Here is a 21165-nt window from a genome sequence, read left to right on the forward strand (position 1 = left end):
CGGTCACCGGGCGCTCTACAGGTCGAAGACCACCGTCACCGGGGCATGGTCCGACCAGCGCTCGCCGTGCGTGGCGGCCCGCTCCACCAGCGCCTTGACGGCCCTGGCCGCGAGACCGGGCGTCGCCACCTGAAGATCGATCCGCCAACCCGAATCGTTGTCGAAGGCACGGCCCCGGTACGACCACCAGGTGTACGGGCCCGTCGTCTCCGGGTGGAGTTCGCGGACGACGTCGACGTAGCCGCCGTCCGTCGCGGTGAGGACCTGGCCGAGCCAGGCGCGCTCCTCGGGCAGGAAGCCGGAGCTCTTGGCGTTGGCGCGCCAGTTCTTCAGGTCCGCCTGCTCGTGGGCGATGTTCCAGTCGCCGCAGACGAGGACCTCGCGGCCGTCGGCGGCGGCACGGGCGCGCAACTCCTTGAGGTACGCGAGGAACTCGCCCATGAAGCGGAGCTTCTCGTCCTGCCGTTCGGTGCCCACCTCGCCGGAGGGCAGATAGAGGGAGGCGACCGTCACACCGGGCAGGTCGGCCTCCAGATAGCGGCCGGACCCGTCGAACTCGGACGAGCCGAAGCCGACCCGGACGGCGTCCGGCTCACGGCGGGTGTAGAGGGAGACGCCGGCGCGGCCCTTGGCGGCGGCCGGGGCATGGGTGACGTGCCAGCCCTCGGGGGAGCGGACCGCCTCCGGCAGCTGCTCCGGCTCGGCTCGCACCTCCTGGAGGCACAGCACGTCGGCGGAGGTGTCCGCGAGCCACTCGACGAAGCCCTTCTTCGCGGCGGCGCGGAGTCCATTCACGTTCACGGAGGTCACGGTCAGCACCCGGGCACGATACCGGCCGCGGGGCGCCGCGCCGGACCTGGTCCCGTTCCCGGCGCGCGGGGAACCGTGCGGGGACGGCGACGGTCCGGCAGTGCCTCCACGTACTGTGTTCGGCGTGAGAATACGTCCGGTCCCCTTCGACCATCCCGACGCGGTCAAGCTCAACGACGAGGTCCAGGCCGAGTACCACGAGCGATACGGCGACGGCGGCGACGCCACCGTCCTCGCGCCCTCCGACTTCCAGCCGCCGCGCGGCGTCTATCTCATCGCCTACGACGAGGCCGACCGCCCGGTCGCCACGGGCGGCTGGCGCTGCCAGGACGAGAACGGCGAGGGCAACCAGGACGGCGACGCCGAGCTGAAGCGGATGTTCGTGGTCCGGGAGATGCGCGGACGCGGCCTGGCGCGGCGGATGCTCACCGCGCTGGAGGAGAGCGCCCGGGACGCGGGCCGTGTCCGGATGGTGCTGGAGACCGGCACCGAGCAGCCGGAGGCGATCGCCCTGTACACCTCCAGCGGGTACGAGCCGTGCACGAAGTTCGGCTACTACCGCGCGTACGCCGAAAGCCGCTGCTTCGCCAAGCCGCTCAACGCCTGATGCTTGCATGACAGGGCTCTAGGCTGGCCTTGTAGCGGGAACGGGGAAGGGGCGCTCGATGGACTGGTTCTGGTGGGTTCTCATCATCTTCTGGACGGGTGGTTTCGCGTGGGTGGCCGACAACGTCCGCACCGCGCTGCGCAATCGGCATGAGCGCAAGTTGCAGTTGCTGGAGGCGTCGAGGCAGGAGCGCTTGGCCGTCGAAGCGGCGCACAAGCCGCCGGAGCCGGTGTGCGGCTGCACGCACCATCTGGCCAAGCACGACAAGAAAGGCCGGTGCCACGAGCGCGTCGAGGTGCCGACGGCCTGGGACGAGAACAAGAAGCCGCTGCGCTTCGAGGCCGGCCAGTGCAACTGCCAGCAGTACGTGGGACCACAGCCGCTGTCCCAAGTGTTCGCGGAGGAGCTGACGGACCGCGCCTGAGCGGCACGACCACGACATGGCCAAAGCCCCGGTCGGGAATCCCGACCGGGGCTTTGAGCTGCAGTGGACCTGTGGGGATTTGAACCCCAGACCCCCTCGATGCGAACTACGGGCGGGGCGGTTATTGAGGTCTCCCGAGCTGGTCACGAGGGTGTTAGCGGCTCATGCCGGTCGCCTTTGGTCACAACAGTTGCTGTACTTCGTTGCTGTACCGCAGACACGAAACGGGGCGCTGGCTCATCCGAAGTTGAGTCCACCTGGCCTCGGTGATCCTCAGTGAACGCCCTCAGTGACGATGATCTCCTGCGTGGGCTGCGGGATGGTCGGATTCTTGGGGAGGACGGGAACGCCAATCGCCTCCATGACCTTCCTGGCTGCGATCCGTCCGGGAGACCTGGTAGTGGTGATCTTGTCTCCGGTGATGATGTTCCCCTCCCAGATCGGCGCGTTCCGGCGCCAGTCAATCTTGGTGGCGAGGTCGAGGTATCGAGCCTCCCGCCACTCCGGGTCCAGGTTCTTCTCGATCTCGAAGGCGACGTGCCCGATGATGACCAGACCGGTGGCGGTCATGTTGATGTAGTGCTTTCGGAAGTCCACCACCTGGTTGGCCGGCCCCCCGCTCGTGGGCAGTTCGGCCACAGAGCGCCAGGGGTCCATGTGCCGCGTGAGGATGTCGAGCATCGCCAGGGTCCTGCTGACGAAGGCGTCCTGCTTCTCGGTGGTTCCGATGGCTTGGAGGCTGCGGGCCGGGATGCTCGCTTCGCTGAGCGCGTAGTCCTGGAACAGGAGTTCCTTGACCAGTCCGCGCACCTGGTTGAGCAGGAAGATCGCAGAGGAAAGCTTCGACAGACTCTTGGAGGTTTCGTCGATGCGTCCCGCGAACAGGGCAGACCCATCCACGATCTTCGTGAGAACACGGTTCAGGGGTTCACGAGTGTTGTAGGCGGCCAGAAGGCTGGCCGGGATTTGCTTCGTCTGCGCCGCGTCGGCAAAGTCCTGGTGGATCCGCGCAACGTCCGGCTCCACCACGATGACGACGGAGATGCTGTCGCTCAGGAAGGGCGAGTCCGTGTCGATGAGGCTGTCGCTGCGCTTGGCGATGGCGGCAAGCCTGTGCTGGCCGTCAGTGACGGAGAACTTGGTCTCGTCGCCGATGACGACGAAGCCGGCCGTCATGGCGAAGTTGCCTCGGGGGATGTGGATGGCAGGAACGGCACGGACGTTCAGGGTGACCGGCGGGAGGATGTAGTCCTTCTCGTTCTCGGTCAGGTACTTGGTGATGGACCTGACGTGATTGGCGTCGATCGGGCGGTTGGTGGCCATACGCGGGTTGCCGCCCTTGACCGCCGCATCGGCGACCACGTGCTTGACGAGGAATGCGTACGAGAAGGCGGTCGTCAGCATCAGGCGCCCTCCCTGCTGGAAGACCACGCAGGTGAAGACTCGTCCGCCCGACGCCGTCGCGGCCTCGCTCGCGGCCACCTGAGCGGCCGTCAGCGAGTCGTGTTGAGTCAGTCCGAGCTCTGCAAAGAACACTGAATCCCCTTAGACGTAGGCGGAGCTGAGTAGGCATCAGAAACGTAGGACACCTCGACGTACTACGTCAACTTCTCCACGTAAGACGTGCCTGGATGAACGTTTCCTGAATGGGCGCCTCGCACTTTGACCACCTCGGATCGACAGTGATCGATTCCTGTCCTTTCATCGCAGGACGCCCCGCGCATCGGGCCGTCCTGGCCTTCCCGACGACGGGAAATCGCAACCCGCCTGCTCCCATCCCGTCTGCCGTCGCCCCACACACCGTGGAGCGGGCGTGGTTCAGGGCGTCAAGGTGGAGCGCGTCACTGTATGAACGACCTGGACGCCAGGGGCCGCGTCTGCTCGGCTCCGCCTGGGTCGATGGCAGGCGGGATGGGAGCCTCCCCGCGCCCGCCATCCCACGGGCCGGCACTCGCGAACGGTGTCCCCGCCATCCTGGAGCCTGAGCGCCCCCGCCGGAGGCATGTGTCCTTGCCTGTACTTGGGGGGCGAGCCGTGTAGCTGATGCGAACTACGGGCACGGTGGTCGCTGAGGTCCGCCGGGCACGTCAGACGGTCGCTCAGTGTCGGTGGTAGTCGGGGCTGGTCGCGATGGTTGCTGTACTTCGCCGCTGTACCGCGATGATCAACCGCTGGGTAGCAGGTCAGCATCGGAGCACTTATAGCCGTTCCCTTGGGGCCAGATGATCGCTTGCCCAGCAGCCTTGGCGAGCTCAGCGAGGTCCGGGCGGGGCTTGCTCGGCACAAGAACAGCTTGGTACTTGGCGCGCACGAAGCGGTTGTAGTCGAGAAGCTGGCCGAGGGCCATGCGCATGTTCTCCCGCGTCACGCTGCCCTTGGCCTCGATGAGGAGGTCCAGGTCAGGCACGTAGAGGTCTGTGAGAAGGGGCCTGGTTTCGCCTTCAGGCAGGATGCGTTGGCGGTTCACCCGGTAGCCCTTGGTGCGCAGGTAGGCACTGAAGTCCAGTACCAGCTTGCCTTCTCGGCGCTCAGCCTCGTACGACTCGCGGTTCGGGTCGACGTACGTCTTCTCAGTTTCGAGTCGCTCGATGTCGATCTCGGTGACCGTCTCGGGCTTCTCCTCGAGTAGCCGACCCAACTTCGTACCAGGGTGCTTGGGCGGGGTGTCCAAAGGGCGAAGCTTGAAGACGATGACCTTACGAAGAGGGCCGTCTCCGGTCTCCGGCGCGTCTGCTTCGTACCATCCCGCGGCAGCAAAGCGGCCAAGGTAGATCACGTTCCCCCGAGCACCCTGGAAGACCCGCAGCGCTCGCCCCTCGGCTTCATGGTTCAGGATGCTGGCGTTACCGGAGAGCATCCGCTGATCTCCATACTGCCCTTCGCCGCTGTAGTGGAAGAGCCCGTCGGGCATCCAGCCGTCGTAGTACCCGTGCTTCTCGCCTGCGACTGGGTCCGTAAAGATCATCACGTTGGGCGTCCTGGCCGAGGGCCCGATGCCACCCTGAGTTCGCCCGCCGTACTTGACGTGCAACTGCTTGCGCTCGATCACATCACCTGGCTCGAGGTCCCACTCGATGGCCTCGCGCTCCGCGGAGCTCACCTCCGTCACGGTCGCCCTCCTCCTTAGTCCCGCCGCACCTGGTACGGCTGCCTCATAGGGTACACTGTCCGAGACACATGGGAATCAGACAGCCGAATTGGATGCCTGATTTACGCATCCGATTTGGACATGCAGAAGACGGAGGATGTGAAGCTACAACGAAACCTGGAACGAATTAATTAATCTGCGCCAGCTTTCAATTCGTCTGCCGCTAACGCTCCGTCAAGCACAAGGCGTGACGGGTATGCTGAGCCCGTCTCGCTCCTTACCGATCACCACGCCTCGACGCACCGCGACCGAGGTACCCGGCTCGCCCGGGGGGAACAACTCTGGTGAGGAGCAGATATGGGAGAGCGAGAGTCTGACGAGCAGGAAGGGAAACGCGATCAAGATCCGGATCCGCGGTGGTTCAGGTTCCTGATCGTGGCCTTGCCGGCTGTGGCGGCTGTCGCAACCTGTGTGGAGCAGTTGTTGGCGCGGCGCTAGTGTCGCTTGAAGTGGTGCCGGAAGATGGCGGACCGCACGAAACGGGTCCGACCGTTGCTTAGTCGGCCGGACCCGCTTCGCCTACTCCACGCACGAGCCCGGTCCTGGTTGCACCCGGGGCCGGGTCTCCGTGCTGGAGGTCTAGGTGCGATCAGGGGCAACCTGATGTTGCTACCCCACTCAATGGCAACCATTGTTGCGTTGCCACTATATCTGTCCTAGCACTAGTTAGCCTTAGATGGCTCTAGACGGCTCTCAGTCCTAGCTCTAATTAGCTCTAGATGCTTCGCAGTCCTAGATCTAGGTGCCTCTAGATCGCTCCGGCGGAATCTGCCGTTTGACGTGATATCTGATGCCACGTCAGGGACGTCAGCGTCCACACACCCCGCTCCCACCACCCACCCCAGCTCCCATCCCGTCTGCCGTCGACCCACACACCGTGGAGCAGGCGTGGGTCATGGCGTCCAGGTGGAGCGCGCCACTGTACGAACGACCTGGACGCCATGGGCCGCGTCTGCTCCACGGTGTGTGGGTCGACGGCAGACGGGATGGGAGCACCCCGCGCACGCCACTATTCCGCCGGCACTCGCGAACGGCGCCCCCGCCATCTCGGAGCCTGAGCGCCCCCGCCGGAGGCACTGCTGTGACCGGCTGCCGCTCTGCGGTGATCACCCCATGGCCACGGCCCTACCCGCTGTGGGCGCGCGTCGGCGCAGCGCGGGCGGAGCGGGCCGAAGGCAGGAGCGTCGCCCGCGGCGGAGCCGGAAGCGCGCCCGGCGGAGCGGAGCGCAGCCGGGGCTTGATGAGGTAGAGAAACCTGTAACAAGATCGGCTACCCGACCGCGCTCCGCTCGGCCAAACCGCGTAGGGACTCAGGAACACGAGGTTCAGACAGTTGGAGCAGATCGCGGATGACCTCGCGGGCCAGGTGGTGATCGTGGATCTGCTCAGGTGCCAGAGCCTCGGATTCCAAGAGCGCGGCTGTGGCCTCGCCGACGTGTCGCCGCTGCGCGTGCGCTCGCGCCACGTCAAGGAGGAAACGTGACTGCCGCTCGGGTGAAAGGCTCGATGCGTCGACCTCCTGGGCCACCTCCAGCGCAAGCCCCGCGTCCCCCAGCTCGACCGCCGTGCTCACCGCGTGAATCTCGACGTTCGTCGGCCCGAATTCCGTGTCGAAATCGTTGCGGTCCTCCCCCAACCTCGCTGCGATTCCGCGCGCTCGGTCAATGTGCTCGTGGGTCCGCCCCCGGTTCCCCTCCCTCGCGTTGATCACAGCGAGAACGAGGTTCATGGCACCCAAGAGGGACAGTTCTTCCGGGGGGCACGCTGGCGCCTCCGCTCTGGGCGCCATGACGGCTACAGCGGACTTTGCAGCCTGCTCGGCCTGCTCCATGTGCTGCTGCCGCATGAACGCGTGAGCCATGCGGAACAGGCTCGCCACAACCTCCAACGGCTGGCCTGCAAGCTCGGCCGCTTGTAGCGCCCGATCGGCCGCGACCCATGCCGCGTCGGCTTGGTCCTGCCGGGTGAAGCTCGCTGCTGCCACCTGGTACGCCTTGGCACGCAGGGCGTGAAGCTCCAAACGGTCGCCTGCGGGTGCGTGGCGCACCGCCGCCTCGATGCTTGGAAGCAACCTGACAAGGTGATCGCTCAACGCCCCGTAGCTCGACGCGTGCGCGAGCGTCCACGCCTCGTCCACTCGCTGACGGAAGTCGGCAAGTGAAGGGACAGGTTCAGCCGGCGGCTGTTCAAAGAGGCTGCCCAGGGCTGGGTGTCCAGTGAGGGCTACGCGCAGCCCTTCAAGGTCGGTGCTTCTATGGGTCTCGTTCGGCTCGGTCTCCTCGGCCGGCGCCGCGTCGGGCCGTACCTCGCGCACGGGCACGTTCAGGGCATCGGCAAGAGCTTGAAGGATCGACAGCCGCTCAACGGGCTGTACGCCTCTTTCGACCTGTGAAACCCAGCTCTCGGAGCGCGCCATCGCGATGGCAAGGTCACTCTGTGACATGCCTGCCGCGCGGCGCAGTTCCTTGACTCGCTGGCCGAGCGTCTTGGAATCGGAGCCCGTCACGCCTCGGCTCCGGTGGGGTACTTGCCGGCGTACGGCTGAAGCCGGTCAACCTCGGTCTTCTCGACGTACTTGGTCCGCTCCGCGAGGAAGTGGCGCGTGTGCGGCTGGCGCTCGTGCTCCTCAAACGCGTCGTGATCGGCGTACAGCTCAAAGAAGATCCGCTGATTCGGTGCGCCCTCGACCTCGTGGCACGCATAGACGAGCGTGCCGGGCTCGTGGGCCCGAATCCCTGCTGTGGTCTCCCGCATCAGCGCGTCAAATGCCTCGCCTGCACCCTCGCGAAGCGTGAAGCGAACAAAAAGCCCAAAGTTGGCCATTTCTCCTCCTTCGTGTCGCATTCAGTCTCGCAGAGTCGGACTTCTACTGCTAGTCGCAGGTTTTCTGTTGACTCGCAGTTTTTCTGCGAGTAGCTTCGATGGTGTCGAACAACAAGGCACCCCGGGCTACGTGCATCCGCCAAGATCACAACGTAGCCCGGGGCTCATCCCACAAGGGGAGACTCCATAATGCCGTCCTTCAAGATCGACCTTTCGACCGCTGTGGTGTTCGTGGCTACCGCGCCCGAACCCAAGATGGTTAACAAGAAGACCGGTGAGCGGGCCGTGGACCGTGAGACGAACGCCGGCCTGTCGACCGTGGGCCTGCTGGTCTCGGACGAGGGTGAGGGCAACCTCTACCAGGTGACCGTTCCGGAGACGGGTTTCCCGGAGGGTCTCGCGCCGGGCATGCCCGTGCGGGTGGTCGGCCTCAAGGCCCGTGACTGGGAGAACACGTTCAACGGCGAGAAGCGTCACGGCATCTCGTTCCGCGCGGTCGCGATTACCCCGGCGGCCTGACCATGACTGACCTGACGATGTGGCTGGAAGCCGGGGGCTTAGCGGCCGGTGCTGGCGGTCTCGGCTACGCGAAGGTGCGAGCTCCGCGCGTGTACTGGTCGCTGGTCGGCCTGCCGGTGACCTGGGGGCGGTTCACCGTGACGTACGCCTCCACAATGGAGGTGTGCGGGCTGACGGTGCAGCCGTCGAGCATGCGGGCGTTCGTGACGCGCAACCTGGCTCGACGTGAGGTTCGGCCGGTGCCGCCGAAGGTGCGTCGGGTCCGTCCGACCTCTACCGGTCTGCGGGTCACCCTGCGTCTTCCCGCCGGCCTCGAACCGGCTGACGTCGTCGCCTCCTGCGAGCGTCTCAGGCACGCCTGGGGTGTCCGTTCGGTAACCGTGGCAGAGGTCAAGCCGGGGTACGTCGAACTGCGGATGACCGGCTACGACGTGCTCAGCCGGGTTCGCATGCCGCGTTCGGCCACGCCTCGTGACCTGGTCGTCCCGGTCGCGCTCAGGGAAGACGGGACCGTGTTCGAGCGGGACTACCGCAAGGTCCCGCACGCCCTGACCCTGGGTGCGAACCAGTCGGGCAAGTCCATGCTTCAGCGCAACCTGGTCCAGGGGCTGGCTCGACTGCCGGTCGGCCTGGTGGGGATCGACTGCAAGCGCGGTGTGGAACAGCGCCCGTACGCGCCCCGGCTGTCCGCCCTGGCCACCGACCCCGAGAGCGCCGGCCGCATGGTTGACGTCCTGGTCAAAGAGATGGAAGACCGCTTCGACCTGTTGGCCCTGCACGGCGTCTCGGACCTGTGGGCGCTGCCGGACGATGTCCGCCCGGTGCCGCTGGTGGTGTTGGTCGACGAGGTGGCGGAACTGTTCTTCGTGACCTCGAAGAAGGATGAAGCGGCCCGTGACCACACGGTCATGCAACTGGTCCGGCTCGGTCAGATGGCCCGTGCGATCGGGATCTATCTGGAGGTGTGCGGGCAGCGCTTCGGCTCCGACCTCGGCAGGGGCGCGACCGCCCTGCGTGCCCAGCTCACCGGCCGGATCGTGCACCGCGTCAACGACAAACAGACGGCGGAAATGGGTCTGGGCGACATCGCCCCGGATGCCGTGGTCGCTGTGACCGGGATCCGGCCGGACCGTCCCGGCGTCGCGGTGGCCGGTGACACCTCGGGCGGCTGGTCCCGCATCCGCACTCCGGAGACCTCGCCGGATGAAGCGGCGGCTATCTGCCGGGAGTTCGCCCACCTCACCCCGGAACTGCCGTTCCTGGCGCCGTTCCGTCCGCTCGTACGACCGGTACCGACCCCGGAACCTGTCTCGCTGCTGGTCTCCCCGCAGCCGGTCACGGAGTGATCGCCGTGGTCGCGCGAAAGCCCGGCGCGACGGAGCCCGCCAAGTGCCCGGTATGCAACGGCACGGGTGAGATCTCCCGCACGGTCCATGTCGGCCGCAAACGCCGTGTCGCCGGTGAACAGACCGGCCTCTGCCTGAACTGCCTCGGCAGCGGCGAAGCCCCCTCGACCTGATCCCGCCGGACCGGGCGGCGCTTCCTGGCCTCGCCCGGTCGGCCCTACTCCCCTTGAAGGGAGGTGTCCCGCATGTCCCGTTCGATCCGCCCGGACGCGGTCCTGATCCAAGCCGTCATCGCCGGCGCGCTGTCCTTCGCTCACCTGCACGACTTGGCCGAAGCCGCCGGGCAGTCCGGCTGGAAGGCGTGGGCCTACCCGGTATCGGTCGACCTGCTGTTGGTCGCCGCGTGGCGTCGGCTGCGCACGGCTCGCCGGGACCGGTCCGCCTGGACCTGGTTTGTGATCGCGCTGACCGCCTCGCTCGGGGCGAACATCGCGACCGCCGGACTCCTCGACCTGGGCGCCGTGCCCTCGTGGCTGCGCATTCTCGTCGCCGGCTGGCCCGCGCTCGCGTTCATGGGCGGAACCCTGCTGGTCCACACGCCCACCCCGCACCCCGCCCCGACGGTCGACCGACCCGACACGCCCCCGGCGCCCGAACCGGCCCCGGCGGTCCCCGCTGTCGAGCCTGTTGCAGCGCTGCCGGTGGCTGTCCCGTCAGTACCCCCGGCGTTGATCGACCACGCCCGCAAGGTCGCCATCGAGCACCGCACCCGAACCGGAACCGACATCGACACCGCCACGCTGCGCCTCCGCCTCGGCGTCCCGGAAGACCTCGCCGGAGCGATCGCAGCCCAACTCGCCTGACAGATAAGGAGGTTCACCCGATGCGCCCGAACCGCTTCTACGACGTGATCCGCATCGGTCCCGTCCAGGTCGGCACGTTCCACAACGGCCGTGGTCAGACCAGACACACCGCCGCATGCACCGCTCCGAACTGCGACTTCTCCGCCGAATACGCCAAGCGGTCGGCCGCCGAACTCGCTGCCCGCACCCACCGCTGCACCTGAGGAGGGCCGAACCGTGCAGTTGCCCGAAGACCAGATCCGTGCCGGTCACATCCCCGCTGACCTCTACCGCCGCATTCCCGCCAGTACCGACGTCCGCAAGGTCGTGATCGTCCAGGAAGCACCGCGCTCCTACAAGGGCCCGATCGTCCTGACGGCTCTGATCATCACGGGATCGGTCGCGGTGCTGCTGGTGCTCGCCTTCGTCGTCCAGGTCATCGCCGGCGCGGCCGTCGCGGTCCTGTCGGCCACCGGCGGCCTGAGCTACACGATCAACCGCGCGTCCAAGCGCAAGTAACACCCGCCCGGGGCGGCCTCTACCGCCAAGTATCCGCCGCCCCGGACGGCTCCACCTTCCTGATCCAACGGACCCGAAAGGGAAGCCCCATCATGCCTCAGCACGCCCGATTCACGCGCGTCTGCCGCGACTGCGCCGGCTTCGCATCGGCCCTGGTCACGACCGGTGCCCGCCACCTCGACGGCACCCGCGCCACGGTCCGCGTCGACTGCCCGACCTGCAAGGGAACCGGCACCGCCCGGTCCGCCTCGGTCCTCGTCCAGGCCGGTAGGTGACCGCGTGAAGAGCCTCATCGCCTCGGCCCACATCGAGCCGGACACCCGATTCCGCGTCACCCCCTTCGCGGACCGCGCCAACCCCTTCGTCAGCCTCCGCATCGAGGGCGACTCCGTCGAAATCGCGCTGCTCGCGTGCCTCGGCACCTCCGACGCCCTGCGTGCCCTGGCTGCCGCTGCGATCGAGGCCGCCGGCGCCCTTGACGCCATGACCGCCGCCCCCGTTCCGGCTGGGAGGTGATCACCGTGGCTCTCCTCGACTGGCGCTCTCCCGAGCACTTCGACCACAGCGGCGACAAGCCGTGCGTGATCTGCACCAAGCCCACCCCGCTGCGCTCCGACCGGGGCAAGCCCGCGCACAAGGTCTGCGCGGAGGAATGGATCGACGCCCACACGCCGAAGGAGAACGAGGCGTGACCAACGCCGCCACCATGGCGGGCCTGGAGGACCCGGCCACCCTCGCAGACGTGCTGAGGCTGGCCGGGTCCCCCGGCTTCGACCGCGTCCAAGACCAGATCCGCCGAACCGGCGGCTGCTCCGACCCGATCCACCTCCAGGGCTCGACCGTCACCCGCGACAAGGCCACCGGTCACGTCCTGCACCACTACGCGACGGACACCGAGCCCGGCGGACGACTCCGCATAGCGTGCGGCAACCGCCGAGCCTCCCGCTGTCCCTCGTGTGCCTGGACCTACGCGGGCGACACCTACCACCTGATTCGGGCCGGACTCGTCGGCGACCCCACCAAAGGCACACCGCACACGATCCGCGATCACCCCCGCGTTTTCGCCACCCTGACCGCCCCGTCCTTCGGACCCGTCCACAACCGCCCCGGGAACCGGCCCTGTCGCTGCGGCGCCCGCCACGGCGAGGCCGCCCCCGAACTCGGCACCCCCCTCAACCCGGACACCTATGACTACGCCAGCGCCGTGCTCTGGAACAACCACGCCTCCGACCTGTGGCGCTACTTCACGATCTACCTCCGCCGCGAGATCGCCCGCCGCGCCGGCCTCACACAGAAGGACGCCCACGCGCAGTCCCGGGTCTCCTTCGGCAAGGTCGCCGAGTACCAAAAGCGCGGCGCCGTGCACTTCCATGCCGTCATCCGCTTCGACGGACCCGACGGTCCCGACTCCCCGCCCCCGGCCTGGGCCACCCTCGACCTGCTCACCGACGCGATCCATGCCGCCGCCGGCCGCGTCGAGCTCGAGGTCGACCCTGCCGGAGACCAGCCAGCTCGAGTCCTGCGCTGGGGCACACAGCTCGACGTCCGCACGATCCGGGCCTTCGGCGACGGCGAGGACATCACCGAACAGGCCGTCGCCTCCTACGTCGCCAAGTACGCCACCAAAGCCGCCGAGACGACCGGCACCGTCGACCGCCGCATCGGCAACAAAGAGGCTCTGGTCCTGCTCGACGTGCCCGACCATCCCGCACGGCTCATCTCGGCTTGCCTCGACCTCCACGCGCTCTACCCGGACCGCAAGCTCCGCGACTGGGCCCACATGCTCGGCTTCCGGGGCCACTTCTCCACCAAGTCCCGCCGCTACTCCACCACCCTCGGCGCCCTCCGCCAGACACGAGCCGACTACCGCGCAGCCCAGCAACGCGAAGCCCTCGGCCTGCCCGATCCCGACGCCCCAGAGGCAACCACCCTGACCCTCGCCCACTGGACCTACGCCGGCCACGGCCACACTCCCGGCGAATCCTGGCTTGCCGCCAACATCCGCCGCGACATCCAACTCAACCGCGAGACCGCACGCGAAGCCCTGCAAGCCCAACCCGACTGGGAGGAACGAGGAGCATGACCGCAACCATCATCGAACCGAAGTGGCACACCACGGAGGAAGTCGCGGTCCTGCTCCGCTTCGGCCTCTCCAAGACCAAGATGCTGATCCTCACCGGTGAGATCCGCTCCGTGAAGATCGGCCGCAACCGGCGCATCCTGCCGCAGTGGGTCGACGAGTACGTCCAGAGCGTGACCTCCGGCGCTGAGGGGATGTCGGCATGAGCGGCAAGCGAGGCAACGGTGAGGGCTCGATCTACCCGTACAAGAACAGCTTCGCCGCCTACGCCTGGGTGACCACACCGGAGGGCAATCGCAAACGCAAGTACGTGTACGGCAAGACCCGCGAGGAGACCCACGACAAGTGGATCAAACTGCACGCTGAGGCCAAGCAAGGCCCGGTGCTCACGTCCTCGCCGACGCTGGCCCAGTACCTCGCCCGGTGGCTCAAGGAGGTCGTGGGACCCGACCTGAAGCCCAAGACGGCCGAGACGTACGCGATGCACGTCCGCCTCTACATCGCGCCGGGACTGGGCTCGAAGCGGCTCGACAAACTCACCGTCCGGGACGTCCGGAGCTGGGTGAACACCCTCCTGGAACAGTGCCAGTGCTGCGCCCAGGGCCTGGATGTGAAACGGGACACTCCCCGTTGCTGCGCCACCGGCGCCTGCTGCGAGCGCATTCCGTCCCGCCGCACCGTCCAGGACGCTCGCGCGGTCCTGCGGTCGGCCCTGACCAACGCCATGACGGAGGAGCTGATCACGAAGAACGTGGCTGGCCTGGTCAAGGTGCGATCGGCACGGAAGACGAAGCGGCACCCGTGGTCGGTCGAAGAGGCTCGGCAGTTCCTCGAAGCGGCGAGCGCGGCCCATGACCCGCTGTACGCGGCCTACGTCCTCATCCTGGTTCTCGGCTTCCGACGTGGTGAGGTACTCGGCCTCACGTGGGAGAACGTCAACCTGGACGCCGGTGAGATCTCGGTGCAGATGCAGCTACAGCGCATCAACCGGCGCTTGGTCCACGACGAGACCAAGACCGAGGCGTCCACGGCCGTGCTGCCGCTTCCGGAGATCTGCATTGCGGCTCTCCAGCGCAGGCAGAAGGAGAGGGAGTTGGCCAAGCAGGCGGCCGGCGAGCTGTGGTCGGACTTCGACTTCGTGTTCACGACGCGCTACGGGACACCGGTCGAACCCCGGAACTTCAACCGCGCCTTCGTCGACCGCTCAACCCGGGCCGGCGTCCGTCAGATCCGGCTGCACGACACCCGACACACGTGCGGTTCGCTCCTCGCGGCGCTCGACGTGCACCCGCGGGTCGCGATGCAGATCCTTCGGCACAGCAAGATCGCGGTGACGATGGAGGTGTACACGCACGTGCCCTCGGAGGCCACCCACCGGGCGCTGCGCAAGCTGGGCAAGCACCTTGGGAAGCAAGATCCGGAGTAGTTGCTGTACTTCGCTGCTGTACGACACCAAAGAACCCCTGCCGGATCTCCCCGGCAGGGGTTCTGAGCTGCGGTGGACCTGTGGGGATTTGAACCCCAGACCCCCTCGATGCGAACGAGGTGCGCTACCGGACTGCGCCACAGGCCCTTGCAACGAGTGAAACTCTAGCATCTCCGTCGGCGTGCTTGGAAATCCGTTCCCCGAGGCCGGAGGCGGGGCGCCGGAGATCATTCGTTGGCGGCCCGCCGACGCTCGCCGTCCTCGTTCTGGTCGAACAGCGGGGTGCGCCCGCGCTCGCGGGAACGCCGGGCCGAGGCCGCGCGCCGGGCGTCGCTGCGTTCGCCGTCCTCCGCGCCCCGGTCCTCCTCCGCCGCGTCGTCCCGCGCACGGCCGGGGTCGTCCGGCCCGGTGGCCGCCTCGTCCCCGGCGTCCGCCGTGTCGTGCTCGGGGGCGACCGAGCTCGAGCGGGCCGAGCTCCAGGCGTCCGCCGCTCCGAGATCCACGTCGGAGGTCGCGCGAGGCGCGACCGGGGCGGTCACGTATGTCGGCAGGGGCACCGGGACGGGGTCCCAGCTGTCGCCGTGGCCGGGGCGGCGCTGCCGCTCACGCTGCTGGTCGATCCACTCCGCGTGGTCGGTCTGCTCGACGAGCGCCCTGCGGTCCGCGGCGAGCGCCAGCAGGCCCGGGTCGGTCTGCGGTTCGGGGTCCGCGTGCGGTTCCTCTGCGCCGGCGTCGGGGCCGGGGTCCGCGGACGCCGCGTTCGCCGGGGCGGGCGCCCGCCGGCGCGGCTGACGCTCCCGCAGCCGCTGCGCGGCGACCTCGGCGCGCCTGCGGTCCATCTGGAACGCGAAGCGACGGCGCTCCTGGGCGCGCAGGTACCCGATGTAGGCGCTGAGCAGTACGGCGGGCACGGCGGGCGCCCAGAGGAAGGCGAGCCCGCCGACCGCCGCGACGATCGCGCCGATCGTGAAGGCGAAGAAGAGCATCACGGTGGTGCGCCGGCGGCGGGCGAGCGACTTCGAGCGCTGGGCGCGGGCGGCGGCCGCCTGCGCGGAGGCCGCCCGCCGGGCGTTCTGCTCGCGCTGGTCCCGCGCGAGCCGTCCCGCCGGTTCGCGTACCTGCTCGCGCACATGCTCGCGCACGTGCTCACGGGCCTGGTCACGGGCCTGGTCACGGGCCTGTTCCCGCGCCGGCTCCGAGCGGCCCGGCGCTCGCTCCTGGCCGCGGTCCGCGCCCCGGTCCACACTCCGGTCCCCGCCGCGGTCCTGGCCGCGGTCCTGGCCGCGTTCGTGGGCCTGTGCCGTCACCTGGGGACGGGTCGGGGGCATGGCGAAGGCCCGGACGTCCACCGAGTCGGTGACGGCGTCCGAGGCGTCGGCGACGGGCTCCCCCTCCTCGGTGGAACGCGCCTTCAGGTCCTTGGCGTACCGGCGCTCCATACCCGCCCGTCCGGACAGCAGCCGGATGGCGGTGCTGAAGCGTTCCGTCGGACGGGCCTCGTTCAGCTCGTCCTGCCTACGGAGCCACATAGGCACCAAGTAGGCGGCCCAGGCCCCGACGATGACTGCGTAGATGAGGCCGCTGCTGCTCACGTCTCACACGGTAGAGGGGTTTGCGTGAGGCCATCCGCCAATTGAGTCGGTGTGTCGCACGATCCGGCTGATATTTCGAACTTTTTTTGTGACCGATGCGATCAGCAGGCCGCCGAGGGCGCGAATTCCCCGCCCCAGACGGTCAACCTCCGATCATTTTCGAACACTTATTCAATTTCCCGTACCGCGACGATTCTCGTCGGCATTCCCCGAGGATGTTCGGCGTCGGGTCTTCGGGGTCGGGTCCTCGGGGTCGCATCCTCGGGGTCGGGCGTCCGGCGTCAGGCGTTCCGGTGGTCGCGGGGGACGCTGGCGGAGCGGGTGCGTCGCCACCGGCTCAGCAGACCCTCCGGGACCTCCTCCGCCGTCAGCGCGAACACGAGGTGGTCCCGCCAGGCCCCGTCGATGTGGAGATAGCGCGGCCGCAGCCCTTCCTCGCGGAATCCGAGTTTCTCCACCACCCGGCGGCTGGGCCCGTTCTCGGGCCGAATGCAGACCTCGATGCGGTGCAGTCCGACGGTGCGGAAACAGTGGTCGACGACGAGCGCCACGGCGGTCGGCATCACGCCGCGGCCGGCCACCGACTCGTCCACCCAGTAACCGACGTGTCCGGAGCACATGGAGCCCCAGGTGATCCCCGCGACGGTCAACTGCCCGACGAGCCGCCCCTGGTACTCGATGACGAACGGCAGCATCCGTCCGGCGTGCGCCTCGGTGCGCAGGTGCCGGACCATCTGACGGTAGGTCGGCCGGTGCGCGATCGGTCCGCTCGGCGCGGGCGGCGGGATGGTCGCCTCCCAGGGGCGCAGCCAGTCCCGGTTGCGCCGGTTGACCTCGCGCCAGACCCGCTGGTCGCGCAGCTTTATGGGCCGCAGGACGATGTCGCCCTCCACCAGTTCCACGGGCCAGGACGGGCTGTTCAGCTCGCACCTCCCTGGCTCGGTCCGGGGTGGTCGCCGCCCCGGATCTGGTCGACGGCGTGGATCAGCAGGGGTTCCAGGACGGCGAGGCCGTCCTTCACCCCGCCGGTGGATCCGGGCAGGTTGACGATCAGCGTGCCGCCCGCCACACCGGCCAGGCCCCGGGAGAGCGCCGACGTGGGCACCTTGTCGCGGCCGTACGCCCGGACGGCCTCGGCGATGCCCGGGATCTCCAGGTCGAGTACCGCGCGGGTCGCCTCCGGCGTGCGGTCGGTGGGCGAGACGCCGGTGCCGCCGGTGGTGACGATCACGTCGTAGCCCGCCTCGACGCCGGCCCGCAGCGCGGCCTCGACCGGGTCGCCGTCCGGCACGACCTGCGGGCCGTCGACGGCGAAGCCGAAACCGCGCAGGCCCTCGGCGACCAGCGGACCGCCCCGGTCCTCGTACACGCCCGCGGCCGCGCGGTTGGACGCGGTGACCACCAGGGCGCCGTACGGCGCGAGCAGCGCCGACCCGGCGTCGCCGGCCGACGCGCCGGGGTTCGCGTCCTGTGTCATGTCCGGCTCCAGTCGCCCGACTTGCCGCCCGTCTTCTCCTCCACGCGCACGTCCGTGATGACCGCTCCCTTGTCGACCGCCTTGACCATGTCGATCACGGTGAGCGCGGCGACGGAGACCGCGGTGAGGGCCTCCATCTCGACGCCCGTGCGATCCGTCGTCTTCACCGTGGCGGTGATCTCCACGGCGTCGTCCGCGACCGACAGGTCCAGTTTCACACCGGAGACGGCGAGCGGGTGGCACAGCGGGATCAGGTCGGGAGTGCGCTTGGCGCCCATGATGCCCGCGATCCGCGCGGTGGCCAGCGCGTCCCCCTTGGGGACCCCTTCGCCGCGCAGCAGCTCGACCACGCGGGGCGAGACGAGGACGCGCCCGCTGGCCCGTGCGGTGCGGGAGGTGACGTCCTTGCCGGAGACGTCGACCATGCGGGCGGCGCCCGCGGCGTCGATGTGCGTCAGTCGGTCCTGCGTACTCATGGTCGTGTGGCGCTCCCGGTCCGGGCCCGGCGCGGTGCGGGGGGCCTGTTGTGCGCGACACGGTACCCCCAACCAGGAGGTCTCAGCGGAGGAGGACCACCTCGACGTCGGTGCCCGGCTCGACGGACTCCGTGTCCTCGGGGACGACGATCAGCGCGTCGGCGTGCGCGAGGGCGGCGACCAGGTGGGAGCCGGCGCCGCCGACGGGGCGGACGGCGCCGTCGGCGTACGTGGCGCGCAGGAACTGTCTGCGGCCCTTGGGCGAGGTCAGCGCCTCGTCGGCGGTCAGCTTCGCGCGTGTGGTGGGCCGGTGGACGTCCTCGAGTCCCATGAGGGTGCGGATGGCGGGCCGCACGAACAGCTCGAAGGAGACGTACGACGACACGGGGTTGCCGGGCAGGGCCAGCAGGGGGGTGTGGTCGGGGCCGACGGTGCCGAAGCCCTGGGGTTTGCCGGGCTGCATGGCGAGCCTGCGGAACTCGACGCCGCCGCCCTCCTCGTCCTCGTCGCCGACGTGCTCCAGGGCCTCCTTGACGACGTCGTAGGCGCCGACGCTGACCCCGCCGGTGGTGACCAGCAGGTCGGCGCGCACGAGCTGGTCCTCGATGGTGGAGCGCAGGGTGTCGGCGTCGTCGGCGACCGCGCCGACCCGGTAGGCGATGGCCCCGGCGTCGCGGGCGGCGGCGGTGAGGGCGAAGCTGTTGGAGTCGTAGATCTGGCCGCTGCCGAGCGTCCCGCCGGGCTGGACGAGTTCGCTGCCGGTGGACATCACGACCACGCGCGGGCGCGGGTGCACGCGCACCGAGCCGCGGCCGATCGCGGCGAGCAGGGCGATCTGGGGCGGGCCGAGGACGGTGCCGGCTTCGAGGGCGCGGTCCCCCGCCCGCACGTCGCTGCCCTTCGCGCGGACGTGCGCGCGTGCCGCGGCGGGCCGGTACACGCGCACCTGCCCGGAGGCCTGCTCGGGGGCGAGGCTGCGGGCCCGCATCCCGGCGACCGGGCCCTCGCCGAGCCCGCCGTCGGTCCACTCCACGGGGACGACGGTCTCCGCGCCGCCCGGCAGCGGGGCGCCGGTCATGATCCGGGCGGCCTGGCCGGGCCCCACGTGCAGCAGGTCGGCCTGGTGTCCCGCCGCGATGTCCCCGACGACGTCCAGTGCCGCGGGGAACTCCTCGCTCGCGCCCGCGATGTCCGCGACCCGTACCGCGTAGCCGTCCATGGAGCTGTTGTCGAAGGGCGGCAGGGAGACCGGCACCGTGACGTCCTCGACGAGCACGCAGCCCTGGGCGTCGGGCAGTTGCAGCTCGATGGGCTCCAGCGGGCGGACGGCGGCGAGGATGTCGTCCAGATGCTCGTCCACCGACCAGAGGCGGTCCTGGGCGGCGGGGCGGGGCGCGGCGGTGCTCAAAGTTGCTGCATCTCCTCGGTGACGTAACGGCGAAGCCAGGACCGGAAGTCCGGACCCAGATCCTCACGTTCGCACGCGAGTCTGACAATGGCACGCAGATAGTCGCCGCGGTCGCCGGTGTCATAGCGGCGGCCCTTGAAGACGACGCCGTGGACCGGGCCGCCGACCTTCTCGTCCATGGCGAGCTGCTGGAGGGCGTCGGTGAGCTGGATCTCGCCGCCGCGGCCGGGCTCGGTCTCGCGGAGCACGCCGAACACGCCCGGGTCGAGGACATAGCGGCCGATGATGGCGTAGTTCGAGGGGGCGTCGGCCGGGTCCGGCTTCTCCACGAGGCCGGTCACCTTGACGACGTCGCCGTCCACGGTGGTCTCCACGGCCGCGCAGCCGTAGAGGTGGATCTGCTCGGGGGCGACCTCCATGAGGGCGACGACGCTGCCGCCGTGCTGCTCCCGCACCTCGATCATCCGCCGGAGCAGCGGGTCGCGGGGGTCGATCAGGTCGTCGCCGAGCAGGACGGCGAACGGTTCCTGTCCGACGTGCGGGGCCGCGCACAGGACGGCGTGGCCGAGGCCCCTGGGGTCGCCCTGGCGGACGTAGTGCATCGTCGCGAGGTCGCTGGACTGCTGCACCTTGGCGAGCCGCGCGGCGTCGCCCTTCTTCTGCAGGGCCGACTCGAGTTCGTAGTTGCGGTCGAAGTGGTCCTCGAGGGGGCGCTTGTTGCGGCCGGTGACCATGAGGACGTCGTCGAGGCCGGCGGAGACGGCCTCCTCGACCACGTACTGGATAGCGGGCTTGTCCACGACCGGCAGCATCTCCTTGGGAGTGGCCTTGGTCGCCGGCAGGAACCGGGTGCCGAGACCTGCTGCGGGGATGACAGCCTTGCTGATCCGTGGGTGCGACTGAGTCATGGCGGCAACACTATCCGGTGACTTTGAGAGGAATCTGTGACTCTGCTCAATTAATGATCATATGAACGTATTGAAGCTGTGCGGGAGTGCCGCGAGAGCGGTGCGCAAGCGGTGCGGGAGCGACACATGAGCCATCTCGAAGACGAACCGGAGCCTGACAAACGTACGTTGCGGCGGGGTTTCCTCGCCGCGCGGAACGCGTTGACGACCGACGACGTGCGCACGGCGGCCCTCGCGCTGGCCGAGCGCGCGGGAGAACTGCCCGAGTTGGCGCACGCCCGCACGGTGGCGGCGTACGTCTCCGTGGGCGGCGAACCCGGCACCCTGACGCTGCTGGACGCGCTGCACGCGCGGGGCGTGCGCGTCCTGCTCCCCGCACTGCTGCCGGACAACGACCTGGACTGGGGCGCCTACGCCGGGGAGGGCTCGCTCGCGCCGGTCCGGCACGGCGGGAGGACGGCCCTGCTGGAGCCGGCCGGCGAGCGCCTCGGCCCGGACGCGGTGACGGACGCCGACGTGGTGCTGCTGCCCGGCCTGGCGGTCGACGCGGGCGGCATGCGGCTGGGGCGCGGCGGCGGATCGTACGACCGCGTGCTGGCCCGGCTGGCGGCCGTCGGCGCACGACCCTCGCTGGTGGTGCTGCTGTACGACGGCGAGGTCGTCGACCGTCTGCCCGCGGAGGCGCACGACCGGCCGGTGCACGCGGTGGTGACGCCGTCCGGGGTGCGCCGCTTCGCCTGAGACGACGAACGGGCCCTCC

General features: G+C 69.1%; 26 protein-coding genes and 1 tRNA gene. 15 read left to right on the plus strand and 12 right to left on the minus strand.

Annotated elements, in window-relative coordinates; translation table 11 throughout:
• Positions 1 to 15: 15 nt before the first annotated feature.
• The gene (locus QF032_RS16985; RefSeq protein WP_307056407.1) at positions 16 to 819 is read right to left on the minus strand and encodes an exodeoxyribonuclease III; all 804 of its coding nucleotides are present in this window, start codon (positions 817 to 819) and stop codon (positions 16 to 18) included.
• 115 nt (positions 820 to 934) lie between these two features.
• On the opposite strand from QF032_RS16985, the gene QF032_RS16990 reads away from it, so the two are divergent.
• Both QF032_RS16990 and QF032_RS16995 read left to right on the plus strand, forming a co-directional pair.
• Entirely contained in the window at positions 935 to 1417 is a 483-nt protein-coding gene (locus QF032_RS16990) for a GNAT family N-acetyltransferase (RefSeq protein WP_306951616.1), read from the plus strand.
• A gap of 58 nt (positions 1418 to 1475) precedes the next feature.
• Positions 1476 to 1841, plus strand: a complete 366-nt coding sequence (locus QF032_RS16995; RefSeq protein ID WP_306951614.1) for a hypothetical protein — start codon at positions 1476 to 1478, stop codon at positions 1839 to 1841.
• Positions 1842 to 2114: 273 nt separating this feature from the next.
• Here the strand turns inward: QF032_RS16995 and QF032_RS17000 are convergent, their stop codons facing one another.
• The 4 genes from QF032_RS17000 to QF032_RS17015 all read right to left on the minus strand — a co-directional run bounded on the left by QF032_RS17000 (position 2115) and on the right by QF032_RS17015 (position 7812).
• Positions 2115 to 3377, minus strand: a complete 1263-nt coding sequence (locus QF032_RS17000) for a DNA sulfur modification protein DndB (RefSeq protein ID WP_307056409.1) — start codon at positions 3375 to 3377, stop codon at positions 2115 to 2117.
• A gap of 628 nt (positions 3378 to 4005) precedes the next feature.
• The gene (locus QF032_RS17005) at positions 4006 to 4950 is read right to left on the minus strand and encodes a restriction endonuclease (RefSeq protein WP_307056411.1); all 945 of its coding nucleotides are present in this window, start codon (positions 4948 to 4950) and stop codon (positions 4006 to 4008) included.
• Between the two features lie 1309 nt (positions 4951 to 6259).
• Entirely contained in the window at positions 6260 to 7495 is a 1236-nt protein-coding gene (locus QF032_RS17010) for a helix-turn-helix domain-containing protein (RefSeq protein ID WP_307056413.1), read from the minus strand.
• Entirely contained in the window at positions 7492 to 7812 is a 321-nt protein-coding gene (locus QF032_RS17015) for a putative quinol monooxygenase (RefSeq protein WP_307056415.1), read from the minus strand. Before QF032_RS17015 ends, QF032_RS17010 begins: the two co-directional genes overlap by 4 nt.
• 189 nt (positions 7813 to 8001) lie before the next feature.
• On the opposite strand from QF032_RS17015, the gene QF032_RS17020 reads away from it, so the two are divergent.
• From QF032_RS17020 to QF032_RS17075, 12 genes are all read left to right on the plus strand, one after another.
• Positions 8002 to 8331 carry an SCO3933 family regulatory protein gene (locus QF032_RS17020; protein ID WP_307056417.1) on the plus strand — a complete coding sequence of 110 codons (330 nt, stop codon included), beginning with the start codon at positions 8002 to 8004 and terminating at the stop codon, positions 8329 to 8331.
• 2 nt (positions 8332 to 8333) lie between these two features.
• Positions 8334 to 9677 carry an FtsK/SpoIIIE domain-containing protein gene (locus QF032_RS17025; protein ID WP_307056419.1) on the plus strand — a complete coding sequence of 448 codons (1344 nt, stop codon included), beginning with the start codon at positions 8334 to 8336 and terminating at the stop codon, positions 9675 to 9677.
• A 5-nt stretch (positions 9678 to 9682) separates the two neighbouring features.
• Positions 9683 to 9850 (plus strand): hypothetical protein, encoded by a 168-nt coding sequence (locus QF032_RS17030; RefSeq protein WP_307060573.1) that lies wholly within the window; start codon positions 9683 to 9685, stop codon positions 9848 to 9850.
• 72 nt (positions 9851 to 9922) lie between these two features.
• The gene (locus QF032_RS17035) at positions 9923 to 10540 is read left to right on the plus strand and encodes a DUF2637 domain-containing protein (protein ID WP_307056421.1); all 618 of its coding nucleotides are present in this window, start codon (positions 9923 to 9925) and stop codon (positions 10538 to 10540) included.
• Positions 10541 to 10560: 20 nt separating this feature from the next.
• On the plus strand, positions 10561 to 10743 hold the full coding sequence (locus tag QF032_RS17040; RefSeq protein WP_307056423.1) for a mobile element transfer protein: 183 nt from the start codon (positions 10561 to 10563) through the stop codon (positions 10741 to 10743).
• A gap of 13 nt (positions 10744 to 10756) precedes the next feature.
• Positions 10757 to 11038, plus strand: coding sequence for a hypothetical protein (locus QF032_RS17045; protein WP_307056425.1), 282 nt, complete (start codon positions 10757 to 10759; stop codon positions 11036 to 11038).
• A 92-nt stretch (positions 11039 to 11130) separates the two neighbouring features.
• Positions 11131 to 11313 carry a hypothetical protein gene (locus tag QF032_RS17050; RefSeq protein ID WP_307056427.1) on the plus strand — a complete coding sequence of 61 codons (183 nt, stop codon included), beginning with the start codon at positions 11131 to 11133 and terminating at the stop codon, positions 11311 to 11313.
• A 4-nt stretch (positions 11314 to 11317) separates the two neighbouring features.
• Positions 11318 to 11554, plus strand: a complete 237-nt coding sequence (locus tag QF032_RS17055; RefSeq protein WP_307056429.1) for a hypothetical protein — start codon at positions 11318 to 11320, stop codon at positions 11552 to 11554.
• A gap of 5 nt (positions 11555 to 11559) precedes the next feature.
• Entirely contained in the window at positions 11560 to 11730 is a 171-nt protein-coding gene (locus QF032_RS17060; protein WP_307056431.1) for a hypothetical protein, read from the plus strand.
• The gene (gene repSA, locus QF032_RS17065; protein WP_307056433.1) at positions 11727 to 13121 is read left to right on the plus strand and encodes a replication initiator protein RepSA; all 1395 of its coding nucleotides are present in this window, start codon (positions 11727 to 11729) and stop codon (positions 13119 to 13121) included. Before QF032_RS17060 ends, repSA begins: the two co-directional genes overlap by 4 nt.
• Positions 13118 to 13324, plus strand: a complete 207-nt coding sequence (locus QF032_RS17070; RefSeq protein ID WP_307056435.1) for an excisionase family DNA-binding protein — start codon at positions 13118 to 13120, stop codon at positions 13322 to 13324. The genes repSA and QF032_RS17070 overlap by 4 nt, the downstream gene beginning before the upstream one ends.
• Complete coding sequence (locus QF032_RS17075; RefSeq protein WP_307056437.1) at positions 13321 to 14544, plus strand: site-specific integrase; 1224 nt, start codon at positions 13321 to 13323, stop codon at positions 14542 to 14544. The genes QF032_RS17070 and QF032_RS17075 overlap by 4 nt, the downstream gene beginning before the upstream one ends.
• A 73-nt stretch (positions 14545 to 14617) precedes the next feature.
• On the opposite strand, the gene QF032_RS17080 is transcribed toward QF032_RS17075, so the two are convergent.
• The 7 genes from QF032_RS17080 to galU form a co-directional block, all read right to left on the minus strand.
• A tRNA-Ala gene (locus QF032_RS17080) sits at positions 14618 to 14691 on the minus strand.
• Positions 14692 to 14771: 80 nt separating this feature from the next.
• Positions 14772 to 16136, minus strand: a complete 1365-nt coding sequence (gene sepX, locus QF032_RS17085) for a divisome protein SepX/GlpR (protein WP_307056439.1) — start codon at positions 16134 to 16136, stop codon at positions 14772 to 14774.
• Positions 16137 to 16417: 281 nt separating this feature from the next.
• Positions 16418 to 17029, minus strand: coding sequence for a GNAT family N-acetyltransferase (locus tag QF032_RS17090; protein ID WP_306956064.1), 612 nt, complete (start codon positions 17027 to 17029; stop codon positions 16418 to 16420).
• Between the two features lie 26 nt (positions 17030 to 17055).
• Positions 17056 to 17613, minus strand: a complete 558-nt coding sequence (locus QF032_RS17095; protein WP_307043685.1) for a MogA/MoaB family molybdenum cofactor biosynthesis protein — start codon at positions 17611 to 17613, stop codon at positions 17056 to 17058.
• Entirely contained in the window at positions 17610 to 18089 is a 480-nt protein-coding gene (gene moaC / locus QF032_RS17100; protein ID WP_306951607.1) for a cyclic pyranopterin monophosphate synthase MoaC, read from the minus strand. Before moaC ends, QF032_RS17095 begins: the two co-directional genes overlap by 4 nt.
• Before the next feature lie 82 nt (positions 18090 to 18171).
• Positions 18172 to 19497, minus strand: coding sequence for a molybdotransferase-like divisome protein Glp (glp, locus tag QF032_RS17105; protein WP_307043687.1), 1326 nt, complete (start codon positions 19495 to 19497; stop codon positions 18172 to 18174).
• Positions 19494 to 20405, minus strand: coding sequence for a UTP--glucose-1-phosphate uridylyltransferase GalU (gene galU / locus QF032_RS17110; protein ID WP_306951603.1), 912 nt, complete (start codon positions 20403 to 20405; stop codon positions 19494 to 19496). The genes glp and galU overlap by 4 nt, the downstream gene beginning before the upstream one ends.
• A 126-nt stretch (positions 20406 to 20531) precedes the next feature.
• Here galU and QF032_RS17115 point away from each other — a divergent pair, with 126 nt between their 5' ends.
• Complete coding sequence (locus QF032_RS17115) at positions 20532 to 21146, plus strand: 5-formyltetrahydrofolate cyclo-ligase (protein WP_307043688.1); 615 nt, start codon at positions 20532 to 20534, stop codon at positions 21144 to 21146.
• Positions 21147 to 21165 lie beyond the last annotated feature (19 nt).

The sequence above is a fragment of the Streptomyces achromogenes genome, from assembly GCF_030816715.1.
Classification (GTDB): Bacteria; Actinomycetota; Actinomycetes; order Streptomycetales; family Streptomycetaceae; genus Streptomyces; species Streptomyces achromogenes_A.

Bases quoted from the DNA above. Each gene is read 5' to 3' on its own strand.
- QF032_RS17095 (WP_307043685.1), bottom strand. From the start codon at position 17,613: ATGACACAGGACGCGAACCCCGGCGCGTCGGCCGGCGACGCCGGGTCG.
- QF032_RS17115 (WP_307043688.1), top strand. From the start codon at position 20,532: ATGAGCCATCTCGAAGACGAACCGGAGCCTGACAAACGTACGTTGCGG.
- QF032_RS17025 (WP_307056419.1), top strand. From the start codon at position 8,334: ATGACTGACCTGACGATGTGGCTGGAAGCCGGGGGCTTAGCGGCCGGT.
- QF032_RS16995 (WP_306951614.1), top strand. From the start codon at position 1,476: ATGGACTGGTTCTGGTGGGTTCTCATCATCTTCTGGACGGGTGGTTTC.
- galU (WP_306951603.1), bottom strand. From the start codon at position 20,405: ATGACTCAGTCGCACCCACGGATCAGCAAGGCTGTCATCCCCGCAGCA.
- QF032_RS17075 (WP_307056437.1), top strand. From the start codon at position 13,321: ATGAGCGGCAAGCGAGGCAACGGTGAGGGCTCGATCTACCCGTACAAG.
- moaC (WP_306951607.1), bottom strand. From the start codon at position 18,089: ATGAGTACGCAGGACCGACTGACGCACATCGACGCCGCGGGCGCCGCC.
- QF032_RS17015 (WP_307056415.1), bottom strand. From the start codon at position 7,812: ATGGCCAACTTTGGGCTTTTTGTTCGCTTCACGCTTCGCGAGGGTGCA.
- QF032_RS17050 (WP_307056427.1), top strand. From the start codon at position 11,131: ATGCCTCAGCACGCCCGATTCACGCGCGTCTGCCGCGACTGCGCCGGC.
- QF032_RS17035 (WP_307056421.1), top strand. From the start codon at position 9,923: ATGTCCCGTTCGATCCGCCCGGACGCGGTCCTGATCCAAGCCGTCATC.
- QF032_RS17070 (WP_307056435.1), top strand. From the start codon at position 13,118: ATGACCGCAACCATCATCGAACCGAAGTGGCACACCACGGAGGAAGTC.
- QF032_RS17040 (WP_307056423.1), top strand. From the start codon at position 10,561: ATGCGCCCGAACCGCTTCTACGACGTGATCCGCATCGGTCCCGTCCAG.
- QF032_RS17020 (WP_307056417.1), top strand. From the start codon at position 8,002: ATGCCGTCCTTCAAGATCGACCTTTCGACCGCTGTGGTGTTCGTGGCT.